This window comes from Bowmanella sp. JS7-9, from assembly GCF_004329715.1.
Lineage (GTDB): Bacteria > Pseudomonadota > Gammaproteobacteria > Enterobacterales > Alteromonadaceae > Pseudobowmanella > Pseudobowmanella zhangzhouensis.
Window position 1 is genome coordinate 36,206 of sequence record NZ_JXSY01000026.1, and the last position, 22,652, is coordinate 58,857.

Below are 22,652 nucleotides of genomic sequence, written 5' to 3' on the forward strand. Positions count from 1 at the left end.
ATCCCTTTTTTAAAATTTTTTATTTCTTGCCTATAAATGCCTGGCCTCAGAGTAACACTAAATCATCACGATGCAGAGCTACTGCCTGCTGGCTATATCCCAGTACGGTGGCGATTCGCTGGCTGTGCAATCCTTTTATTTGCTGTAATTCAGCACTGGAATAGGCGCTTAACCCTCTTGCCACCAACTGCTTACCGAGACACACATCCACCGCATCCCCCGCATTGAACTTGCCCTCAACGCCAATAATCCCGGCCGGAAGCAAGGAAGCGCCGCGCTCTTTAAGCGCATTATGTGCGCCTTCGTCGATCAGTATTTGTCCCTGCGCCTTTAACGAATGTTTTAACCAATGTTTCTTGGCGCTGGCAATACTTTGCTGCGGTAACACGCGGGTACCTGCTGTCTGCCCTCGGGCGAGCGCGGCCAGCGCTTGTTCATTCTGGCCATTGCAAATAAAGGTTTGAATGCCTTGTGCACTGGCTTTTTGCGCTGCCTGCAATTTGCTTAACATGCCACCTGTGCCAACTCCACTGCTACTGCCCCCCGCCATTGCCAGCGTTGACTCTGTGATCTGTGTCAGTTCGGCCAGCAGACGGGCATCGCTGTGACTACGCGGATCTTTATCAAATACACCCTCCACATCAGTGCAAATGACCAGCGTATCCGCATCGGCAACCAAGGCGACCTGGGCGGCCAGGTTGTCGTTATCGCCAAACTTAAGTTCTTCTGTGGCAACCGTATCGTTCTCATTGACGATGGGCAGGACCCCATTATCCAGCAGCTCGCGCAGGGTATTTTTGATATTCAGATAACGGGCACGGCTGGCAATATCCTGATGGGTTAACAGAATTTGCGCACAGGGAAAATCAAATAACCTTGCCCAGTTGGCCATCATCCTGGTTTGTCCAACCGCCGCCATGGCCTGCTTGCCGGCCAGACTGAGTGGGGCATGGTGTGCAATCGCATTACGCCCCGCCGCTACCGAGCCGGAAGACACCAAAATAACCTGTTTGTCTTGGTGGCGCGCGGCAATAATGAAGCGCGCGATGGCGAGTAAGTGCTCCGTCTTACAGCCATTTCCATCGGGTGAAATCAGCGCACTTCCAACCTTGATAACCACACGTTGCCATGCAAATTGCGCTTTTTCCACGAACAATCCTGCCTATTAATGGATGAAATTTGTCAACAATGTGCATTAAAATACGCGCTTGTGACTTGGATAAGCAATAAGCAAACGGGTATTTAATTGCACATGATGTATACACTTCGCGGAATACTGGCCTTGCTGGTGTACGTTTTCAATACACTCTTCTGGTTTGTACCGATTATTCTCGGCGCCGTGCTGAAGCTGATCCCAATAAAGGTCTGGCGGGTGTGGCTAAGTCGCTTTTTAGATATGTGTGCCACCGCATGGATATCAGTCAACTATCTGATTCAACGCGCTTTTACCCGCACAAAAGTGGTTGTGCATGGCCTCGAACAACTATCCCGAAAGGACTGGTATCTGGTTATTGCCAATCACCAGAGCTGGGTCGACATTCTGGTGTTACAGCGTATTTTTAATCGCAAAATCCCGTTTTTAAAATTCTTCCTGAAAAAAGAACTCATCTATGTGCCGGTCATGGGACTGGCATGGTGGGCGCTGGATTTCCCGTTTATGCAACGCTACAAAAAGGCATTTCTGGAGAAAAATCCCCATCTGAAGGGCAAAGATCTGGAAACGACGCGTAAAGCCTGTGAAAAATTCCGTCATATGCCGGTCAGTGTGATGAACTTTGTCGAAGGCACGCGCTTTACCCGCAATAAACATGCACGTCAGCAAAGTCAGTTTACTCACCTGTTGAAGCCAAAAGCCGGTGGTATCGCATTCGTGTTGTCGAGTATGGGTGAGCAACTGCATAAGTTGCTGGATGTAACCATCGCCTACCCCCATGGGATCCCGAATTTCTGGGACTTTATCTGTGGTAAAGTCAAACAGGTCAATGTCGATGTGCGGGTATTGCCCATCGATAAGAACCTACTGGGTAATTATTTTGAAGATGCCCTTCAGCGTGAGCGTTTTCAGCTATGGCTGAATCAACTGTGGCTGGAAAAAGACAACAAACTCAAAAGCCTGACGGTGCTGGATTAACCTTTTATGCTGTATTTTCTTCCCACTCTGATTATTTACCCGTTTAACGTGGTTACCCAGATCCTCAATCTGATGTTTTGGGCGTCGCTGATTATCATCACCGGCTTAATCAAGCTAATCATACCCTATGCGCCGGCACGCCATGCACTGACCCGTTTGATGAACCTCTACCTCAGTGGCTTTGGGAAAGGCTGTTTCTGGCTGTTGTCGCTGACGAACCGCCTTGAGTGGGATATCAAAATCGATGGCCAGCTACATAAAGACGGCTGGTACCTGATTATGGCCAACCATCTTAGTTGGCTGGATATTATGTTACTGGCCGATTTCTGCAGTGGCCGCATTCCGGCCCCGAAGTTTTTTATTAAACAGGAACTCATCTGGATGCCGTTTGTGGGTTTAGGTGCGTGGGCGATGGATATGCCATTTATGAAGCGCTACAGCAGCGAATTCATTGCCAAACACCCACACCTGAAAGGTAAGGATATCGACACCACTCGCAAAGCCTGTGAAAAGTTTCGGGATATCCCCACCACAATGGTGAATTTTGTTGAAGGAACCCGCTACAGCGAGTCAAAACTCAAAAGACGCCCTAGCCCATTTAAACATCTGATGCCGCCTAAAGCGGGTGGCGTGGCATTTACTTTGGCCACAATGGGTGAATTGTTCAGCAATGTGCTGGATATCACCATCGCCTTCCCCGATAACCCGGGTAAAATAATGCATCAGGCGCTGCTGGGTAAGCTGCGCCGTGTGGTTCTGGATGTCAAAGTAATGCCGGTCGACAGTTCCATGGTGGGTGATTACTTTAATGATGATGAATTTCGCCAGCAATTTCAGGGTTGGCTCAATCAAAACTGGATACAAAAAGACGCCTTACTCACCAGTATCAAACAAGGATAGTTATGTCAGCCCCAGGTCGTTTGCAGGAAATATTATTAACCACGCTCCAGCAAATAGGCTGGGTTGAGTCTGCCGCCAGTCATACCTATTTGGCTATCGCACTGGGCAGCATAGTTATTTTGGCTGCGCTGATGTTTTATGTGGCCAATAGCGTGCTGCGTTCGACAGTGGCCAACATGGTGGCACGCAGCAAATCCCATTGGGATGATGAACTCTACCAGCACGGTTTCTTTTTCCATCTGGCCCATATGGTACCGGCGGTGGTTATTCAACTGCTCACCCCACAACTTTTAGAGCCGGGGCTGTTTATTAGTGCATTTGTCAGTAAAGCGGCATTGGTTTACCTGATAGTGGCCGGATTGCTGACCCTCAATGCGCTGCTCAATACCGTAGGCGACCTCTACAATCAGTCGGAACTGGCCAGGCGCGCGCCGATTACCGGCTTTATCCAGGTGGTTAAACTGGTGCTGGCTATCGTTGCCTTGCTGATCGTAATTGCCAATCTGCTGGACCGTTCACCGATTATTCTGTTATCCGGTTTAGGTGCGGTGACTGCCGTGCTGATGCTGGTCTTTAAAGATGCCATCTTAGGCTTCGTAGCGGGTATTCAAATTGCCGCCAATCGTATGGTCACCAATGGTGACTGGATTGAAATGGCAAAATACGGTGCGGATGGCACGGTACTGGAAGTGGGGTTAACCACAGTTAAAGTACAAAACTGGGACAACACCATCACCACCATTCCCACCTATGCGTTGATTTCCGAGTCGTTTAAAAACTGGCGCGGCATGCAGGAGTCCAGTGGCCGGCGGATTAAACGCTCCTTGCTGATTAACCTGCAATCGGTGCGTTTTTGCGACGATGAACAACTGCAACGATTTAAACAAATTCGCTATATCAGTCAGTATGTAGAAAACAAAGTGAGCGAACTGGCCCGTTATCATCAGGATAACCAAATCACCGAGCAAGATTTACTCAACGCACGCCGGCTGACCAATTTAGGAACATTTCGCGCCTACATGGAACAATACCTGCGCCATCACAAAGCCATTCATCAGGAGATGACTCTGATGGTGCGGCAACTGGCGCCCAGTGAAAAAGGCCTGCCGCTGGAAATCTACTGTTTCAGCAGCGACAAAAATTGGGTGAACTACGAGAAAATTCAGGCCGATTTGTTCGACCATTTTATCGCCATGCTGCCGGTGTTCGACCTGTTGCCTTATCAGGCCATCAGCGATCAGGTCAGTATCGACAGAACCGTTTGATCCAAAACTCCCCCACACCCCACAGTTTACTGGCGTTTGGTAAATATTAACTATACTTGGTGACCTTATCGGCCAAGAGGTCACCGGGTATGCGAATTCGCAGTGCAGTTTGTGCGGCGCTATTCAGTAGCGCCGCGTGTGCCGCCGACATTTCGGCATTTTTTACTACCGATTACTCCAATGTGATAACCGGCGGGATACGCGAAGACTCAACATTACGGGCATTAGCCGGTTTAAGCATTGAACGTCAACTCAGCGATGACTGGTTATTTTATGCCGAAGGGCAGCTGCAACGTGGCAATAACGGTAGCGACAGCGTTGGCGATCTGCAGGCGTTTTCAAATATTGATGAAGATGATTTCAGTCGTTTATATGCCGCCTGGCTGCAATGGCAAATTCATGAAAACTGGCAGCTCACCGTTGGCCAGCAAGATGCCAACGCCGAATTTGCCGTAGCAGATAGTGCCGGTGAGTTTATCAACTCCAGTATGGGTTTTAGTCCGACTATTGGTTTTTTACCCACCTACCCCTTACCTCGTCTGGCCATCACCAGTGCCTATCAGCAGGATAACCATCGGTTCTCAGCCGGTCTGTTCGCCGACGATGATAATCGCCTCGATGCGCCATTTTATATTGCTGAATATAAGCTAGCCGGCGAGCTCATTTGGAAGCTGGGGTTGTGGCACAAGCGCAACGCCGACAGCTTGCAAGGCGAAAAAAATATCACCGGTGGCTACGCCGTATTGCAACCTGCAAAGACGCAATCCTCGCACCTTGGCAATTGGTACATACAACTTGGCGCAAGCCCAAATGATGCGGAAATCACCCGGCATTTAGGCGTAGGCTCCAGCTGGGCGAGCGTGCCATCCCGGCCAGACGACAGCTGGGGACTGGGTGTGAGTCACGTTCAAACCAGCAAACTCGCCAGCGAACTGCGCCGCAGCGAGAGCAGCATAGAGCTTTATTATCGCGCGCAAATCTATCCGCAACTGGCGGTAAAACCCGAGTTGCAATGGATTCAACATCCTGCTGCGGCCCCCGAGGCGGATGATGCGCTGGTTTTTACCCTGCGTTTTGAACTGACTCTGTAACATAAAGGACATCCTGATGACCATTGCACGTAAAACCCTGTTAGCCACTTTAATCTTTGCGGTGATCGTGGTGATGATTGGCGGGGCCAGCTTCTGGAGCCTGAGCCGTATGTCATCGATTCTGACCTTTATCAGTGGTCCCGCCTGGCAGACCGCTCAAAGCACCTCTGAGGCATCTCAGGCAGTACAAAATCAGGTGCTGTATATGCAAAAGTATCTCAATGGCGATGTGGAAAGCCGCAATCAAATTGAAGAAAATGGCCGTATCGCCAACCAGGCATTACAAGCCTTACGCGAGAGCGCCGTCGTCCCTCAGTCACAACTCAATGCACTGCAGGATCAGCTACAGCGCTATCAGTCACTGCGTTCGCGCCTGATGACTGAGCATCTGGCATTCAGCAAAGCCAATGCGTTATTTGAACGGGAAGTTGAGCAATTCGTCCAATTAGGTGAAATTCTTGAAGAGCGCGGCGACGGCGCAGTAGAAGAGTTGCGCAGTCAGCCATCGCGGCAAATTAGCTGGCAGTCAGGTTTGCAGCAAAAATGGGAAGCGGCTGACGGTGGCATGGAGGCCAATATTGGCATGCTTACCGCCCTCTATTATCTGCGCATTTATCTGGCCAATGCCCCTTCTGACAGTATCCGCGAGGAAATTAATCAGGCGCTGGCGTTTCAACAGGAAGCGGCGGACGGCATGCTCGCCACCGGGCAATTTGATATCAATGTGCCCGCCCCTTTCAGCGGCACGATGGCAAGCAGCTATCGGGCCGCATTCAAGCGATTTCAGGATGAGCTGACCCAGGTTGTCGATACCTATCGGGGCTTTTACAGCGCTAATCAGGAGTACCAGCTTGCTGCGCGCAAATTGCTTAACGATTTGTCTGAATTTCGCAACCTGAGCCAACAAGCGGTCGAACAACGTCTGGACGACGTCAGCGGTACAACCACCGCGGCCTACTCGATAAACACAATAATGATGTTGTTGGGTTTAGGTTTAACTGTTTTGATTATCTGGCTGAGCCGCTTACAACTGGTTCGCCCGATTTATCGGCTTAATCAAAATCTTAAAGATATTGCACAGGGCGAGGGAGACCTGACCCGCAGAGTACGTACCTATTCCAATGATGAGCTGAGTGAACTGGCAGGTTATTTCAATACCTTTGTGTCGAAACTACACACCATAGTCGGTGATGTACTGCGTGCCAGTGAAGCGATCTCCGGTAGCGTGAATCACTGCCTTGGCCGTACTGACAAAATTAATCTGGAACTCCGGCATATGACAGCGTTGAGTCAGGAAGTGGCCGCCGCCAACAATCAAATAGCCCAAGCGGCAAAAGACATTGCCGAACGTTGCAGTGAAAGTGCCTCCAGCGCCGGTAAAGCAGCGCACTACGCAGAAAGTGGCCGGGATATCGTTGCAAAGGTCGATTCTGGCATGAATGAGGTGGTAAAAAGCGTTGATCTGTCCGCGCAACGAATTGATGCCCTCAAGACCCGCGCCGATAAAATTGGCCAGACCGTTGGCGTCATCAGCGATATTTCTGAGCAAACCAACCTGTTGGCGCTGAATGCCGCCATTGAGGCTGCCCGAGCGGGCGAGCAGGGCCGTGGATTTGCTGTGGTCGCGGATGAGGTGCGCACGCTGGCACAACGTACCGCACAATCAACCAAAGAAATTGCCGATGTAATCGGCTCGATTCAAAGCGATACCAATCTGGCGTTTGATGCTATGCGCAGCTGTCAGGAGCAGGTGTCAAGCAACACCACTTTATCAAGACAGGCGCAGCAGGCATTATCCGATATCGCCAGCCATATTGAGAATGTCAGTCGGTCGGTGGATATGGTCGCGGTAGCCGCGGAGCAACAAGCGGTGACCATTGAGCATATCAATGAAAAATCCACCTCCATCGCCGACCGTATCAATAATGTGCATGATATGGCGGAGGAGAACGCAACCTTATCCTCGCAAATGCATGCCAATACCCAGAAGGTCAGCCATGCATTGGGGCAATTTAAACTGTGAGTTAATTCAGTGCCGGTAGCAGTGGCGTGATATCGCCATCTACCGGTGCCATTAATTCCAATCCAAGAATACGCGCAATTGAGGGATAGATGCTTAGCGCGTGGAGTTCACCCACTGACACACCTTGCTTAAATGCCGGCCCTGTCGCCACAAACAGCGCGCCCATATCAGCCAGTTCAGGCGGATAACCATGGGCACCAATGTCTAGTTTTTTACCCTTGGAAAAACGCGCCGGTGGCACGGCTTCAATCAAAATATCACCGCCACGATTGCGCTGCTCCAGGCCCCGACGCTGACGTTCTTTCACATCCACCACCCGAAAACGGTTGTCCTGTAACTGACTTAAGCGCGCAACCTCACTCTGTAAACGGGCATCTGAGGTGTCTTCATTGCCGTAGATCATCAGGTGACTACCATCATTGACCCATTGAAAATTCTCGCCATCCAATTCCAGCTCGTCCAGCTTAATCGCCTGGTTCGGATCCGTATACGTCATGCCGTGATCAGAAACCAAGACCAGATTCACCGGTAATCCCAGCTGCAAAATACCATCGTAAAGTTGGCCCACTAAGCGATCGACTTTTTGCACTGCCGCCCGGGTTTGCGCGGCATCCGGTCCATATTCATGGCCCTTACTATCGACGATAGAAAAGTAACCGGTAATAAAATGCGGGCGCTGTACTTCAGGCAGACGCAGCCAGTCGAGGATCTGTTCCACCCGCCACTGATAATCGGCATTATGTGCATAGTGGTAAAAGTAACTGGGCGTGCGGCCGTTAATTCTGGCATCCGACTCAGGCCAGAACATTGCTGCCGCTTTAATGCCTTGCATTTCCGCCAGATTCCAAAGCGGGATCCCTTCTACCCAGGAAGCATCCTGTTTACCCTGCCCCATCTCATAATATTCGTTGCGCTGTTTGTCGTAGAATCGGTTCGCAACGATGCCATGGTGCCCCGGGTGTAAACCGGTCACGATAGACAAATGGCTTGGAAAGGTATTGGCTGGATACACCGGGGTCAAACGCTTGGCGCGAACACCATTGGCCGCAATTCGGGCAATATTCAGTGCCTGATGTTTTTCAATATAGTCCCAACGAAAACCATCGATCGACACCAGTACCACGTAGGGTGAGTCCGTTGACGTCTCTGCTGCATCCGCGTGGGTTAATCCCAGCACCAACCATATGCCGATGAATATCAATCTGGCCATTTACCTCTCCCTTAGCTTCCCTGGTAACAACAACTGCATTTGTATGATTTCCGCCAATGATGTCAATCCTAGCTTAAGCGATGAAAGACACCCACAAAAAAGGCCGCGAATGGCGGCCTTTTTTACGACTATATCACTTACGCTTTGGTACGTGATGCACGCTTACGATCGTTTTCAGTCAATAATTTCTTACGAATACGGATGCTCTTAGGCGTCACTTCTACCAGTTCATCATTGTCGATAAACTCCAGTGCCTGCTCAAGAGACATACGAATAGGTGGTACCAGTGTCTGTGCTTCGTCCGTACCTGCGGCACGTACGTTAGTCAGCTGCTTACCCTTAAGAGCGTTAACCGTCAGGTCGTTATCACGGCTGTGAATACCAATGATCATGCCTTCGTACACTTCCACACCGTGGCCGATGAATAAACGACCACGCTCCTGCAGGTTAAACAGGGCGTTAGTCAGGGCTTTACCGGCCGCATTGGCAATCAATACGCCGTTCTTACGCTGGCCGATCTCGCCGCCTTTGTGCTTATCGTAATGACTGAATGTATGGTACAGCAGGCCAGAACCTGAGGTCATGGTCATAAACTCAGTCTGGAAACCGATCAAGCCACGGCTTGGCATCATAAAGTCCATACGGATACGGCCTTTGCCATCCGGCGACATGTTGGTCATTTCGCCTTTACGCAGACCCATCTGCTCCATGATCGAGCCCTGATGCTCTTCTTCACAGTCGATGGTCACAGTTTCGAACGGCTCTTGCAGTTCACCGTCAACTTCACGCAAGATTACTTCCGGACGAGAAACCGCTAGTTCGTAACCTTCACGACGCATGTTTTCAATCAGGATACCCAGGTGCAATTCACCACGACCTGACACACGGAATTTATCCGGATCTTCGGTTTCTTCCACACGCAATGCTACGTTGTGGATCAATTCATCTTTCAGACGCTCAAGGATGTTACGCGACGTCACGTACTTACCTTCTTTACCTGCAAATGGCGAGGTATTCACCTGGAAGGTCATCGTAACCGTTGGCTCATCCACAGACAGCGGTGGCAAGGCTTCTACCAGGCTATTGTCACAGATAGTGTCTGAAATTTTCAGCTCACCCAAACCAGTTACCGCGATAATGTCACCAGCGGTAGCCACTTCGACTTCATGACGTTCCAGACCCATGTAACCTAATACCTGACCCACTTTACCAATGCGCTTCTTACCATCGGCACCAATCACAGTGACGGCCTGGTTTACTTTCACGCTACCGCGTTTAACACGGCCAACGCCGATTACGCCCACGTAAGAGTTGTAGTCCAGCTGAGAAATCTGCATCTGGAACGGACCGTTAACGTCAGCATCTGGCGCAGAAACCTGGCTTACGATGGTCTCAAACAATGCGGTCATGTCTTCGGCTGGCGTGTCAGCATCGTGGCTGGCCCAACCGTTCAGGGCAGAAGCGTATACCACCTGGAAATCCAGCTGGTCATCGGTCGCACCCAGGTTATCGAACAGGTCAAATACCTGATCCATTACCCAATCAGGACGCGCGCCTGGCTTGTCAATCTTGTTAATGACCAGAATAGGCTTCAAACCCTGAGCAAACGCTTTTTGCGTAACGAAACGGGTTTGCGGCATCGGGCCTTCCTGTGCGTCAACCAACAGCAGCACAGAGTCAACCATCGACATGACACGTTCTACTTCACCACCGAAGTCGGCGTGTCCAGGGGTGTCCACGATGTTGATACGGTAATCGTTCCAACGAATGGCGGTGTTTTTCGCCAAAATAGTAATACCACGCTCTTTTTCCAGCGCGTTGGAATCCATTACCCGCTCCTGCATTTCACCACGGCTTTGCAGCGTGCCTGATTGTTGCAGAAGTTTGTCTACCAGGGTGGTTTTACCGTGGTCAACGTGGGCGATAATCGCAATATTGCGTAAGTTAGAAATGTCTTGACTCATAAAGGATGCTGTCTAGTTAGTTACTGACCGAACCAAGATTAGCTTAGCCCGGGCAAAAGTGGCGCGGATTGTACAGGGTTATTCCGCACTTTGCGACCACAATTCGCGCAAATATCCAGCGTATTCACCAGATAGCCTGCTGCAACATTTTCGCGCAATTTAGCGGGTTTTCCGCTTTACTTAATCACCATGCTTGCTGAGAATGCATCGACTTGGATCATTTCAGTGCGAACAAGCACCATTTTGGTGCAAATGCACGGAATGATTTGCGTCTGGGTGGGCACGCTCGTCATATTTTATGCGGATTCGCGCCAACCGAAAATGTTGGCACGTTACTGGCTTCAACGCTGGCAACAATAAAACGTTTCACCTTGTGAGCCGTTAAGGACACAACCCGTCGCACTCGTGGAGGACACAATGTCAATTCAAAAGGTTATCGACCTGATTAAAGAAAGCGAAGCTAAATTTGTCGACCTGCGTTTTACCGATACCAAAGGTAAAGAGCAGCACGTATCGATCCCGGCACGTTTAGTCGACGAAGAATTCTTCGAAGAAGGAAAAATGTTCGACGGTTCATCAATCGCGGGCTGGAAAGGCATTAACGAATCAGACATGGTTCTGATGCCAGACGCATCTACTGCTATGTTGGATCCGTTTGCTGAAGAGACTCAGGTTAATATCCGCTGTGATATCCTTGAGCCGTCTACTATGCAAGGTTATGACCGTGACCCACGCTCTGTTGCTCGCCGAGCAGAAGAGTACCTGAAGTCTACCGGTATCGGTGACACCGCGTTCTTCGGCCCAGAGCCAGAATTCTTCATGTTCGATGACGTGAAATTCAACTCAGAAATGAAAGGCGCGTTCTACGAGATCGACTCCAGCGAAGCGAAGTGGAACTCAGGTTCTGAATACGACAACGGTAACAAAGGTCACCGTCCAGGCGTAAAAGGCGGTTACTTCCCGGTACCACCAGTTGACTCAGCTCACGACATCCGTGCCGCCATGTGTTTGGTGATGGAAGAAATGGGTCTGGTTATCGAAGCGCACCACCACGAAGTAGCAACTGCCGGCCAGAACGAAATCGCCTGTCAGTTCAACACGCTGGTGAAAAAGGCTGACGAAATTCAGATCTACAAGTATGTCGTTCACAACGTAGCGGATGCGTACGGCCTGACTGCGACCTTTATGCCTAAGCCACTGGTTGGTGATAACGGCTCTGGTATGCACGTTCACCAGTCAATCAGCAAAGATGGCAAAAACATCTTCGCCGGTGACAAATATGCCGGTCTGTCTGAAGAAGCCTTGTACTACATCGGTGGTATCATCAAACACGCTCGTGCACTGAACGCGTTTACCAACGCTTCAACCAACTCGTACAAGCGTTTGGTACCTGGATTCGAAGCACCAGTTATGCTGGCTTACTCAGCCCGTAACCGTTCCGCGTCTATCCGTATTCCACACGTAACCAGCGCCAAAGCGCGTCGAATCGAAGTTCGCTTCCCGGATCCAACAGCCAACCCATACCTGGCTTTCGCCGCTATGATGATGGCTGGTCTGGACGGTATCCAGAACAAGATCCACCCTGGTGATGCGATGGATAAAGACCTGTACGATTTGCCAGCAGAAGAAGCGAAGCAAATCCCAACCGTTGCCAGCTCGCTGGACATGGCACTGGCTGCACTGGATGCAGACCGTGAGTTCCTGACCCGTGGTGGCGTAATGACTGACGACATGATCGACGCTTACATCGAGCTGAAAAAAGCCGATATCGAGCGACTGGCCATGACACCGCACCCGGTTGAATTCGAAATGTACTACAGCGTATAAGCGCTGATACACAAGATTAAAAGCCCGCACCCTGCGGGCTTTTTTATTCCTGCAATCCGGCATACACTGTTGATATGAAAGCACTTTATCTGACACTGTTGGTAGCCAGCCTGTCTGTACAGGCAAGCACCCTGTATAAACTCAAAAAACCGGATGGCAGCATCATCTATACCGACCAACCGGTACCTGGCGCCGTGCCTGTGGATTTATCCAAAACCAACAGTGCCGTTATGCCAGCCTATCAGGGCAAACTACCGGCACGTACATCAACCACGCGCACCAAAACCGACGCGGCAATTGATTACGCCATTGATATCGTTAACCCGGCAGAACAACAGGCGATTCGCTCGAATCCCGGAGACCTAACGGTACAGGTGAATATCAAACCCGCCTTCAGCGGCCAACTGCAATTATTGATGGATGGTAAGGTCGTCAAAACTCAGGCAAACCGCGAATTTTTGCTAAATAACGTCGACCGTGGTGAACATCATTTACAAGTGCAACTTATCGACAATTCGGGCAAGGTTATTGCATCGAGTCCTGTAAGGGTGTTCTACCTGTTGCGGGCAACTATCTTAAACCGCTCGCAATAGGGCAAAACTGCCACATCTGGCAGCATTTTTTTCAGAGCATCCGCGACTGGCAAAATCAGTGCACCAAATTAGTGCATGCTTTATAGTGACAGGATGCAGAACGATCATATCGCCCAACATCTACTCCAATCCATGACGACAGCTCTGGTGCTGGTAGATAACAAACTGGCCATTCAGCGCGCCAATGCCGCAGCTGAAGCCTTATTGCGTGCCAGTGAACAACGTTTACTCGGGCAGCGTTTGCCCGACCTGTTGCTCTATGCCAGTTTGCCGGTCATTCGCCTTTACCGGGCAGCCCGGCACCCCCGCAGTTTTTCCGACAGTGAAGTGCAGGTCAGTTTCCATGATGGCCGCCATTCGCTTATCGACTTTACCGCCTCACCGCTGGAGATTGACGGCGCTATTTACCTGCTGCTGGAAGTCAAAGTGATCGATCAGCAACGACGTATTAGTCAGGAAAATGTGCAATGGGCACAGCAACAGGCAGCCAAAGAAATGGTACGAGGCCTGGCCCACGAAATTAAAAATCCTTTAGGCGGATTGCGCGGTGCCGCACAGTTACTGCAACGTCAACTGGATGAACCGGAACTGCAGGAATTTACCCAAATTATTATTGAGCAGGCCGATCGCCTGCGCAATCTGGTCGACCGCCTGCTCGGTCCAAACCGTCCGGCGCAGTTTACCTGGCAGAATATTCATGCCGTGATTGAAAAAATCCGCACGCTCATCGCACTGGATGATATTCAGGACACCGTCATTATTCGCGACTATGACCCCAGTATTCCCGATGTATTTATTGATGCGGAGAAAATGCAGCAGGCTCTGTTAAACATCGTGCGTAATAGTGTGCAGGCTCTGCAGGGGCGTGGACAGATTAGCCTGATTACCCGCGTTCAACGCCAGCAAATGATCCACGGCCGCCGGGTACCGCTGGCGGTGGAAATTAAAATTATTGATAACGGTCCGGGGATCCCGGAACACCTGCGCGATACCCTGTTCTATCCCATGGTGACCGGCAAACAGGATGGCACCGGGCTGGGCCTGTCTATTGCACAAAACATAATTGACCACCACAAAGGCAAAATCGAATGCGTTAGCTGGCCGGGTCATACCGAATTTGTGATTTATTTACCCCTCGAACATAAGGAGCACAGCTGATGGAATACGCACCGGTCTGGATCGTAGATGACGACAGCTCAATCCGCTGGGTACTGCAAAAAGCTCTGCAGGCAGAACGCCTGGAGTGTTTTAGCTTTGCCGATGCCCGGGATGTGGTGCGCCAGTTAGATGCGGGCCAACAACCCGAAGTGATCATCTCGGATATCCGAATGCCCGGCATGGATGGCATGCAACTGCTCAGTGACGTCCACAGCCGCTTTCCAAACTTGCCGATCATTATCATGACAGCCCATTCGGATCTGGACTCCGCGGTTAACGCCTTTCACGGCGGTGCATTCGAATACATTCCCAAGCCGTTTGATATCGACGAAGTAGTCGCGCTGGTGCAGCGTGCATTGCTACAGGCGCGGGAAAATGCCCGTCGCCAGCAGGTCGATGCGGCACCGACAACCGATATCATTGGCGAAGCACCTGCCATGCAGGAAGTGTTTCGTGCCATTGGCCGCCTGTCTCGCTCCAGTATCAGCGTATTAATTAATGGCCAGTCCGGTACCGGTAAAGAGTTGGTGGCACGCGCCCTGCACCGTCACAGTCCACGTGCGCAAAATGCCTTTATCGCCCTGAATATGGCGGCCATCCCGGCGGATTTAATCGAATCTGAATTATTTGGCCATGAAAAAGGCGCGTTTACCGGCGCACAAAATGCCCGCCAGGGACGTTTTGAACAAGCCAATGGCGGAACCCTGTTTTTGGATGAAATTGGTGATATGCCACTGGATGTGCAGACCCGATTATTACGGGTGCTGGCAGACGGGCAATTCTATCGGGTTGGTGGTCACAGCCCGGTCAGCGTCGATGTGCGCATCATTGCCGCGACGCACCAAAATCTCGAGCAACGGGTTGCTGACGGGAAATTCCGCGAAGATTTATTTCACCGTCTGAATGTTATCCGCGTACATTTGCCGTCGCTGGCAGAACGCCGCGAGGATATTCCGGCATTGGCGCGTCACTTTTTGCTGCAAGCCAGCAAAGAACTGAAAGTCGATGCCAAGACTTTGAATAAAAAAACCGAAAAGGTCCTCACTGACTTGCCCTGGCCGGGTAACGTGCGCCAGTTGGAAAACCTGTGTCGCTGGCTGACGGTCATGGCTTCGGGTCAGGAAATTTTGCCGGAAGACTTACCACCAGAACTGCACCAACCCACCATGCTCAGCAGCACCCAGCCCACTGTGGCCCAGTGGCATGAGTTACTGGCGGCATGGGCCGATCAGCAACTGCATAATGGTCGCAAAAACCTGTTAGATGATGCCCTGCCTACTTTCGAAAAAGTGCTGCTGGAGCGAGCCCTGCATTTTACCCGCGGGCACAAACAGGAAGCGGCCAAATACCTCGGCTGGGGGCGCAACACCCTGACTCGTAAGCTTAAAGAACTGGATATTTAGCCAACCGCTAACGGGCAGAATGAATTTTCTGCCCCTTTCTCCTCTTTGTTTGCATGGGTTGTCTGATATAGTCTTTTTATAAAACGTTCGTTTCGTGAAACTATGGATAATACCGACAAACTCATTCTGACTACCCTGCAACACAATGGCCGCCTGTCTGTTGCTGAAGTTGCCGATCAGGTTGGTTTATCTAAAACCGCTTGCTGGCGCCGCATCCAGAAACTGGAAGAAGATGGCGTTATTGATGGCAGTGTCACGCTGCTCAACAAGGAAAAGCTGAATCTTGGTCTGACCGTATTCATTTCAATCAAGACCAACCAGCATAATACCCTGTGGTATCAGAATTTCTGTCAGGTCGTAGCAGGGATTGCCGAAGTGATTGGCGTGTATCGGATGAGCGGCGAACTGGATTATCTGATTCAGGCGGTGGTACCTGATATGCGCGGCTATGACGCCTTATACAAGCGCATCATTGAGGCCGATTTACATGATGTCAGTGCCAGCTTTGTCATGGAAACCATCAAGCACACCACGGCGCTGCCACTTGAGCATATTAATTAAATTTTTTTCAAAATTTTTTAAAACGTTCAGACACAGAAAACGTCAAATTCGCAAGTTTTTTGAACTATTGTTTCGACAAACATTCAATTAGCAACCTATCGTTCCGAAAAGAGACAAAATAACAAAACGAACAATCACAACCCGCATTGTAATACGCACCACTCGCTTTATAATCGCCTCATCTGAGTGTCCGGTTAGACGATAAAAAGCCATGTCTCTTGAACAAACGTTCCAACAATATCGCAAACACATTATTGGTGAACGCCTGCGCCATACTATCAATGGTCAAAGCCGCGATATCTTGTATGCCGACTGGACTGCCAGCGGACGTTTGTACCAACCGATTGAAGATTTTATCAGCCAGCAGTTGGGGCCTTATGTGGCCAATACGCATACAGAGACCAATCTGACCGGCACGACCATGACCCACGCCTACCATCAGGCGCAGAACATCATTAAACGTCACGTAAATGCCAACGATCAGGACGTGTTAATTGCTGCCGGTTCAGGCATGACCACAGTCATTAATAAACTACAGCGCATTTTGGGCCTGCGTATCGCCGAAAAATGGCAGGAACGCATAAATCTCAGTGAAGAAGAAAAGCCGGTAGTGTTTATTACCCACATGGAACACCACTCAAATCAGACGACCTGGAATACCTGTGAAGTTACCGTAGAAGTGATCCATCCCGACCCGCGCGGCTTGCCAGATAAAGGCCACTTGCTGGCTTTGCTGGAGTTATATCAGGATCGTCCACTCAAAATTGGTGCATTTACCGCCTGTTCAAACGTGACCGGGATTAAAACGGATTATCATGGTCTGGCAAAAATCATGCACCAGCATGGTGGTTTGTGTTTTGTGGACTTCGCCTGTTCTGCCCCCTATGTGGATATCGATATGCATCCGGAAGATGACGACGAACGTCTGGATGCGATCTTTTTCTCACCGCATAAATTTCTTGGCGGCCCGGGTAGTAGCGGCGTGATGGTGTTTAATCGCAAACTCTACGCCAACAAAGTGCCCGATCAACCTGGCGGTGGCACGGTGCGCTGGACCAATCCTTGGGGCGGTCAGGGTTTTTACGATGATATCGAAACCCGTGAGGACGGCGGCACGCCGGCATTTTTACAAACCATTAAAGTAGCGTTGGCGATCCAGTTAAAAGAACAGATGGGTACCCAAAAAATTGCTGCCCGTGAGCAACAGTTGGTGCGTATTCTGATGGATGGTCTGGCGGAAATTCCGCAAATACACATGCTGGAACCCAACGTACGTGAGCGCCTGTGCGTGGTGTCATTTTATGTCACCCATATGCATTACAACCTGGTGGTACGCCTGCTTAACGACAAATTCGGCATCCAGGTACGCGGTGGCTGCTCCTGCGCTGGTACCTACGGGCACATCCTGCTGAATGTGGATCAAAACCAGTCCTGCAGCATTACCAACAAGATTGATGCGGGTGATTTAAGCGATAAGCCGGGCTGGATCCGCGTTTCGCTGCACCCCACCAATACCGATGCCGAAGCACGCTTTATTGTCAAAGCGATTCGTCAGGTAGTGGAGAACGCGGACAAATGGCGGGATGAATATCGCTTCGACCCGACGCTGGGAGATTATGTTGCCCTGAACGCCACGCCTTCAGAACTGGTTACGCTGGAGCAGATTGACTTGCTCCCGACTCAGGCAGTGGCCGCGAAGTCATCCATGCTTAAGCGGGTATTTACCGGCCTCAGACTGAAACGGGAAACCGCCCCGCTACAGCACCTTAATTAAGTTGCCTTGGCAGGGTGTCAGGACAATTTTTACTAGTTTGAGTAGTAAACATGTTCCTGACATCCTGTTCTTTTTGAATTGACCGCTACCACGGGATGGGTTTGCCATCCCAGTCCAGATAACTCAACTGACCATCGGCTTCGGCTGCGTGCATCATGCTGGCCAGCCGCTTAGCAACAAACGCCGGGGTAAACAATTTCTCAGCCGGCACGTTGGCCTGAAACGGTTTGGACAAATTAGTATCCGTCGTGCCGGGATGAAACGCGATCAATTTGCATTGTTTTGCACGCCTCGCCAGTTCCACCGCTGCACATTGCAGCCCCATATTCAGCGCAGCTTTGCTCATGCGGTAGCTATACCAACCACCGAGGCGATTGTCGCCAATACTGCCGACCCGCGCCGATAACACCGCGACGGTTACTGGCTTTTTGCCGCTCAGCAGCGGTATCAGATGCTTCAGCCACAACAACGGCAATTGCGTATTGATGGCAAATACCCGCTGCATCGCAGTGTCGGTCAGATCTTCAAGGCGTTTTTCCGGGGCAAAAGTGTTGTCATGCAGCACACCGGTCGCGATAACAATGTGACGGAATTGCCTGCTCTGTGCCACCCAGCGCTGACAAAGCTCGGCAATGCCGGACTCTTCGCCATTATAATGTTGTTGCTGTACCTCGTCCGCCAGCCCGGACACAGTTGAACGAGACACGGCAATAACGTCATGTCCCTCTGCACAGAATTGATTGGCACACGCAGAACCAATACCGCCGGCGCCGCCAATAATCAACACCGACATGGGTTAACCCCGAGTTACCATAGTCGCCAGCGGATGACGCTGATTCGGCGTTTCTTTTTCCCGGGTATCAGCGTCGGCGCTGCTGAGATCACCCAGCTTGCCAATGGCGAAGCCCATAATCACCTGTTCAGCATCAGGATCGAGACCAAATCCATCGATGATCTTATCTGTCTCAATGCCGCCCATGCCATGTACATACCAGCCAAGCTGATTGGCCTGAAGGCAAAATGCCATCCACGCCGCACCACAGTCAAACGCAGCGAAGCCGTTAGGTTTGCCATTACGGCTGAACTGCTGACGCGCGGTAATAAAACCAATCGCGGAGGTATGTTTTGCCCACGCTTGATTACCTTCCACCAGCATGTCCAGATAGCGCGCAAAGGAACGCTCATCACTGATGTAAAAATGCCACGGCTGTTCGTTGTAACAACTGGGTGACCAACGCGCGGCATCGAGCATCACATTAATCTCATGATCAGAGATTGGCACCGGTTGAAAATAGCGCGGAGACCAACGCTGTACGAAGCGTGGATCGGTATCAGACAGGGGATCTCGCTTGCTGAGGTCGACGGCTGGCAGGGTATTCATATTCTATCCTTTCGAATGAAATTAACGGTAAACAGCTTGCTACTTTCTATTGTGTCGGTTTAACTAGTCTAGTCACTACGCAATAAATCGCGAAATCGCTCAACCCGAGATCCAATTATGCTCAAAAGTACCCTTGAACAATGGCGCATGTTAAAAGCAGTGGTCGACCATGGCGGCTTTAGTCAGGCCGCTGAGGCGGTGCACAAAAGCCAGAGCACGGTGCACCATGCGGTGCATAAGCTGGAAGAGTTGTTAGGGGTCAAACTCTTGCAGGTGAATGGCCGTAAGGCTGAGTTAACCGAAGCTGGCGAAATGATGCTGCGCCGCGCCAGTTATGTGTTGCAGGAAGCGCGTAAACTGGAAGTGATTGCCAACAACCTGAGTAAAGGTGTTGAAAGCCGGTTAAAAATTGCGGTAGATGAGGCCTTTCCCCAATGCCATGTATACCATGCGCTGAATGAAGTCTCGCAGCGTTACCCTCATACCCGGGTGGAAATTTATGAAACCATTCTGTCTGGTGCCCATGAGTTAATCAGCAGCGGCAAAGTAGATATTGGCATCAGTGGTTTCCTGTTATCCGTGGGCAGTAATGAACAGCTGTGTGCTGCGCCGTTCGTGGCGTTGGCCCACCCTGCCCATCCGCTGCATCAACTGGGAACGCTATCGTTTGAAGATTTAAAATCTTACCGCCAGATTGTGGTGCGGGATTCCTCTGCCACCCAAAGCCGTGATTCCGGCTGGCTGGGCGCCGAACAACGCTGGACGGTAAGTAACCTGCGCACCAGTATTGATCTGATCAGCAAAGGTTTCGGCTTTGCCTGGCTGCCCCAGTCTGAAGCGCAGCAAGCCATCGACGCCGGACTGCTTAAACCTCTCACTCTGGAACATGGCGCAGTACGCACCGAAAACTTCTATCTGAATATCAAAGACAGCGACCAACTGGGACCCGCGGGGAAAACCTTTGTCGATCAATTGAAAGCATCAGTTGAGGCAAGCACATCAGAATAATTCTATTTATTAGAAAATAAACGTCGTTTATTTCATCTTTTATTCTAATGAATCGGTTATAAACTATCCTCACATCAAAACGAGAGGAGTTTATTATGGATTATTTCCGTCCGGCATCTGCCCGCGGCCGAGCCGATTTTGGCTGGCTGCGCAGCGCACACAGTTTTTCGTTCGGCCGTTATTATGACCCTCAGCACATGGGATTTTCTGTATTGCGTGTGATTAATGATGATTGGGTTGCCCCTGCCAGCGGCTTTGACATCCACCCGCACCGGGACATGGAGATCATTTCCTATATCACCGGTGGCACCATTGAGCATCGCGATAGTATGGGTAACGCCTATCAAATACCAGCTGGGGACATTCAGGTGATGAGTGCGGGCACTGGCATTACTCATTCTGAATACAACGCGTCAAAGCAAGATCCCCTGACCTTTTTGCAAATTTGGATCACACCGGCAGTCAACAGCGTGACGCCCAGTTATGCGCAGCAGGCGGTATCTGACCAACCCGGATTAGTGTGGTTAGTCAGCCGAACCGGTGAGCACGGCACCCTGAAAATAAATCAGGATGCGCGTATTGCCCGCATTGCACCGAATGACGCGCAACCTATTGAGTTGAATACCGCTCAGCGCTTTGGTTATTTGCACGTGGTGCGCGGATCAATTCAGGTCAATGGCCAGTTGCTAACGACGGGCGACGGTGCAGGCTTTGTGCAGGATCGTGCTGTCACGCTGACGTTTGCCGAGCAAGACGCCGAAGCACTGTGGTTTGATCTGCCCGCCGCAGACTAACGTAATACCCACCTATTGTTACCAGACCAAATTCTGCTGTGAAACTAGGTGTTATTTTGGGTGACCAGCTCAGCCTTGAGCTGGCCACCCTTCGGGCGCTAAACCCACAATCTGACCTGATTATGCTGGCCGAAGTGCCGGTTGAAGCCGGTTATGTCAAACATCACAAGCAAAAGATTGCATTAATATTTTCCGCTATGCGCCATTTCGCAGAGGAGTTGCGTGAAGCAGGCTGGCAGGTCGTCTATTTTGCTTATGGCCAGCATCCCCATCAATCGTTACTGGATGCGCTAAGCACTACCTGCCAGCAACATACCATCGACGAAGTGGTGATTACCCAATGTGGTGAATACCGTCTCCAGCATGAAATTGATAGTCGTTGGTGCGATGCACTTAACCTGCCTTTGACCTGTCTGCAGGATGACAGATTTATTTGCCCACTTGATTGGTTTCGCGATTGGGCGGATGGACGCAAGCAACTGCGTATGGAATATTTTTACCGCGAAATGCGTCGCCGTACCGGCCTGTTAATGGACGGAGATCAACCCGCCGGCGGGAAATGGAATTACGATGCCAGTAACCGCAGTGCCTATGATGCTAAAACTCCGATACCCGAGCCACTCAACTTTGACAGGGATGCCATCGACCAGGAGGTGCTGACCCTGGTAGCTAAGCAGTTCAGTGATCACCCCGGCTCTGTTACCCGCTTTCTGTGGGGCACCCGACGGGCTCAGGCGCAGGCCGCACTGGGACAATTTATTCAACATCGATTAGTTAATTTCGGTGATTATCAGGACGCCATGGTCAGTGGTGAGGACACTCTGTTTCACTCACTGCTATCGCCGTACCTGAATATCGGTTTGCTCGACCCGCTGCAGGTTTGTCAGGCGGCTGAACGGGCCTATCTGGATGGCCGTGCGCCACTCAATGCGGTGGAAGGATTTATCCGGCAAATTATTGGCTGGCGCGAATATGTGCGCGGTATTTACTGGTTACATATGCCCGATTATGCCGCGCTGAACAAACTGGGTAACCAGCGCGACCTGCCGCCCTATTACTGGAATGGCAAGACAAACATGCACTGCATGGCGGAATGTTTCCGCAACACATTTGATAATGCCTACGCCCATCATATTCAGCGTTTGATGGTCACTGGTAATTTCGCATTGCTTGCCGGTATCGAACCTGAGCAAATCTGTGACTGGTATCTGGCAGTATATGCCGATGCCTTTGACTGGGTCGAATTGCCCAACACCTTAGGCATGGTGATGCATGCCGATGGCGGCTATCTGGGCAGCAAACCCTATGCGGCATCGGGAAAATACATTCACAAAATGTCCGATTACTGTCAGCACTGTCACTACAACGTAAAAACCGCCGAGCAGGAGGATAGCTGCCCGTTTAACGCCATGTACTGGCACTTTTTATATCGTCATCGTCAGGCGTTTGAAAACAACCCACGAATGGCCATGGTGTACAAAAGTTTTGCCCGCATGAGTGAAGCCAAGCAGGACGCCATCCTGCGCCGCGGAGAACACCTGCTGGAGAACATTGCATGCCTGTAGGCTC

At 50.8% G+C, this 22,652-nt stretch carries 19 protein-coding genes; 14 read left to right on the forward strand and 5 right to left on the reverse strand.

Annotated elements, in window-relative coordinates; all coding sequences use genetic code 11:
- Window positions 1-46: 46 nt before the first annotated feature.
- Window positions 47-1,150, reverse strand: a complete 1,104-nt coding sequence (gene proB, locus TK45_RS14705; protein WP_131259610.1) for a glutamate 5-kinase — start codon at window positions 1,148-1,150, stop codon at window positions 47-49.
- A gap of 102 nt (window positions 1,151-1,252) precedes the next feature.
- On the opposite strand from proB, the gene TK45_RS14710 reads away from it, so the two are divergent.
- From TK45_RS14710 to TK45_RS14730, 5 genes are all read left to right on the forward strand, one after another.
- Window positions 1,253-2,131, forward strand: a complete 879-nt coding sequence (locus TK45_RS14710; RefSeq protein ID WP_131259611.1) for an acyltransferase — start codon at window positions 1,253-1,255, stop codon at window positions 2,129-2,131.
- A gap of 6 nt (window positions 2,132-2,137) precedes the next feature.
- A complete protein-coding gene (locus tag TK45_RS14715; protein WP_131259612.1) occupies window positions 2,138-3,031 on the forward strand; it encodes an acyltransferase in 894 nt (297 codons plus the stop codon).
- A 2-nt stretch (window positions 3,032-3,033) separates the two neighbouring features.
- Window positions 3,034-4,296 (forward strand): mechanosensitive ion channel family protein, encoded by a 1,263-nt coding sequence (locus tag TK45_RS14720; protein WP_131259613.1) that lies wholly within the window; start codon window positions 3,034-3,036, stop codon window positions 4,294-4,296.
- Window positions 4,297-4,385: 89 nt separating this feature from the next.
- Complete coding sequence (locus TK45_RS14725) at window positions 4,386-5,387, forward strand: porin (RefSeq protein WP_131259614.1); 1,002 nt, start codon at window positions 4,386-4,388, stop codon at window positions 5,385-5,387.
- A 16-nt stretch (window positions 5,388-5,403) separates the two neighbouring features.
- Window positions 5,404-7,410: a methyl-accepting chemotaxis protein gene (locus TK45_RS14730; RefSeq protein WP_131259615.1), complete on the forward strand. Its 2,007-nt coding sequence runs from the start codon at window positions 5,404-5,406 to the stop codon at window positions 7,408-7,410.
- A gap of 1 nt (window position 7,411) precedes the next feature.
- Here the strand turns inward: TK45_RS14730 and TK45_RS14735 are convergent, their stop codons facing one another.
- A complete protein-coding gene (locus TK45_RS14735; RefSeq protein WP_131259616.1) occupies window positions 7,412-8,620 on the reverse strand; it encodes an ectonucleotide pyrophosphatase/phosphodiesterase in 1,209 nt (402 codons plus the stop codon).
- A 137-nt stretch (window positions 8,621-8,757) separates the two neighbouring features.
- A complete protein-coding gene (gene typA / locus TK45_RS14740; protein ID WP_131259617.1) occupies window positions 8,758-10,584 on the reverse strand; it encodes a translational GTPase TypA in 1,827 nt (608 codons plus the stop codon).
- Window positions 10,585-11,001: 417 nt separating this feature from the next.
- Here typA and glnA point away from each other — a divergent pair, with 417 nt between their 5' ends.
- The 6 genes from glnA (at window position 11,002) to TK45_RS14770 (ending at window position 17,900) form a co-directional block, all read left to right on the forward strand.
- Window positions 11,002-12,411: a glutamate--ammonia ligase gene (gene glnA, locus TK45_RS14745; RefSeq protein WP_131259618.1), complete on the forward strand. Its 1,410-nt coding sequence runs from the start codon at window positions 11,002-11,004 to the stop codon at window positions 12,409-12,411.
- A gap of 74 nt (window positions 12,412-12,485) precedes the next feature.
- Window positions 12,486-13,004 (forward strand): DUF4124 domain-containing protein, encoded by a 519-nt coding sequence (locus TK45_RS14750; protein WP_131259619.1) that lies wholly within the window; start codon window positions 12,486-12,488, stop codon window positions 13,002-13,004.
- Window positions 13,005-13,097: 93 nt separating this feature from the next.
- Window positions 13,098-14,162 carry a nitrogen regulation protein NR(II) gene (gene glnL / locus TK45_RS14755; RefSeq protein ID WP_131259620.1) on the forward strand — a complete coding sequence of 355 codons (1,065 nt, stop codon included), beginning with the start codon at window positions 13,098-13,100 and terminating at the stop codon, window positions 14,160-14,162.
- Entirely contained in the window at window positions 14,162-15,565 is a 1,404-nt protein-coding gene (gene glnG / locus TK45_RS14760; protein ID WP_131259621.1) for a nitrogen regulation protein NR(I), read from the forward strand. The genes glnL and glnG overlap by 1 nt, the downstream gene beginning before the upstream one ends.
- Window positions 15,566-15,667: 102 nt before the next feature.
- The gene (locus tag TK45_RS14765; RefSeq protein WP_131259622.1) at window positions 15,668-16,126 is read left to right on the forward strand and encodes an Lrp/AsnC family transcriptional regulator; all 459 of its coding nucleotides are present in this window, start codon (window positions 15,668-15,670) and stop codon (window positions 16,124-16,126) included.
- Between the two features lie 211 nt (window positions 16,127-16,337).
- Window positions 16,338-17,900, forward strand: a complete 1,563-nt coding sequence (locus tag TK45_RS14770; protein WP_131259623.1) for an aminotransferase class V-fold PLP-dependent enzyme — start codon at window positions 16,338-16,340, stop codon at window positions 17,898-17,900.
- An 85-nt stretch (window positions 17,901-17,985) separates the two neighbouring features.
- On the opposite strand, the gene TK45_RS14775 is transcribed toward TK45_RS14770, so the two are convergent.
- On the reverse strand, window positions 17,986-18,693 hold the full coding sequence (locus TK45_RS14775) for an SDR family NAD(P)-dependent oxidoreductase (protein ID WP_131259624.1): 708 nt from the start codon (window positions 18,691-18,693) through the stop codon (window positions 17,986-17,988).
- A 3-nt stretch (window positions 18,694-18,696) separates the two neighbouring features.
- The gene (locus tag TK45_RS14780) at window positions 18,697-19,281 is read right to left on the reverse strand and encodes a nitroreductase family protein (protein ID WP_131259625.1); all 585 of its coding nucleotides are present in this window, start codon (window positions 19,279-19,281) and stop codon (window positions 18,697-18,699) included.
- 117 nt (window positions 19,282-19,398) lie between these two features.
- Between TK45_RS14780 and TK45_RS14785 the strand changes: the two genes are divergently transcribed.
- From TK45_RS14785 to TK45_RS14795, 3 genes are all read left to right on the forward strand, one after another.
- Entirely contained in the window at window positions 19,399-20,289 is an 891-nt protein-coding gene (locus tag TK45_RS14785) for a LysR family transcriptional regulator (RefSeq protein WP_131259626.1), read from the forward strand.
- Window positions 20,290-20,384: 95 nt separating this feature from the next.
- Entirely contained in the window at window positions 20,385-21,083 is a 699-nt protein-coding gene (locus TK45_RS14790) for a pirin family protein (protein WP_131259627.1), read from the forward strand.
- Between the two features lie 56 nt (window positions 21,084-21,139).
- Window positions 21,140-22,648: a cryptochrome/photolyase family protein gene (locus TK45_RS14795; protein WP_254426637.1), complete on the forward strand. Its 1,509-nt coding sequence runs from the start codon at window positions 21,140-21,142 to the stop codon at window positions 22,646-22,648.
- Window positions 22,649-22,652: the final 4 nt, after the last annotated feature.

Coding starts and splice junctions, on each gene's coding strand:
- TK45_RS14710 (WP_131259611.1), top strand. CDS start 1,253: ATGATGTATACACTTCGCGGAATACTGGCCTTGCTGGTGTACGTTTTC.
- TK45_RS14715 (WP_131259612.1), top strand. CDS start 2,138: ATGCTGTATTTTCTTCCCACTCTGATTATTTACCCGTTTAACGTGGTT.
- TK45_RS14720 (WP_131259613.1), top strand. CDS start 3,034: ATGTCAGCCCCAGGTCGTTTGCAGGAAATATTATTAACCACGCTCCAG.
- TK45_RS14725 (WP_131259614.1), top strand. CDS start 4,386: ATGCGAATTCGCAGTGCAGTTTGTGCGGCGCTATTCAGTAGCGCCGCG.
- TK45_RS14730 (WP_131259615.1), top strand. CDS start 5,404: ATGACCATTGCACGTAAAACCCTGTTAGCCACTTTAATCTTTGCGGTG.
- TK45_RS14735 (WP_131259616.1), bottom strand. CDS start 8,620: ATGGCCAGATTGATATTCATCGGCATATGGTTGGTGCTGGGATTAACC.
- typA (WP_131259617.1), bottom strand. CDS start 10,584: ATGAGTCAAGACATTTCTAACTTACGCAATATTGCGATTATCGCCCAC.
- glnA (WP_131259618.1), top strand. CDS start 11,002: ATGTCAATTCAAAAGGTTATCGACCTGATTAAAGAAAGCGAAGCTAAA.
- TK45_RS14750 (WP_131259619.1), top strand. CDS start 12,486: ATGAAAGCACTTTATCTGACACTGTTGGTAGCCAGCCTGTCTGTACAG.
- glnL (WP_131259620.1), top strand. CDS start 13,098: ATGCAGAACGATCATATCGCCCAACATCTACTCCAATCCATGACGACA.
- glnG (WP_131259621.1), top strand. CDS start 14,162: ATGGAATACGCACCGGTCTGGATCGTAGATGACGACAGCTCAATCCGC.
- TK45_RS14765 (WP_131259622.1), top strand. CDS start 15,668: ATGGATAATACCGACAAACTCATTCTGACTACCCTGCAACACAATGGC.
- TK45_RS14770 (WP_131259623.1), top strand. CDS start 16,338: ATGTCTCTTGAACAAACGTTCCAACAATATCGCAAACACATTATTGGT.
- TK45_RS14775 (WP_131259624.1), bottom strand. CDS start 18,693: ATGTCGGTGTTGATTATTGGCGGCGCCGGCGGTATTGGTTCTGCGTGT.
- TK45_RS14780 (WP_131259625.1), bottom strand. CDS start 19,281: ATGAATACCCTGCCAGCCGTCGACCTCAGCAAGCGAGATCCCCTGTCT.
- TK45_RS14785 (WP_131259626.1), top strand. CDS start 19,399: ATGCTCAAAAGTACCCTTGAACAATGGCGCATGTTAAAAGCAGTGGTC.
- TK45_RS14790 (WP_131259627.1), top strand. CDS start 20,385: ATGGATTATTTCCGTCCGGCATCTGCCCGCGGCCGAGCCGATTTTGGC.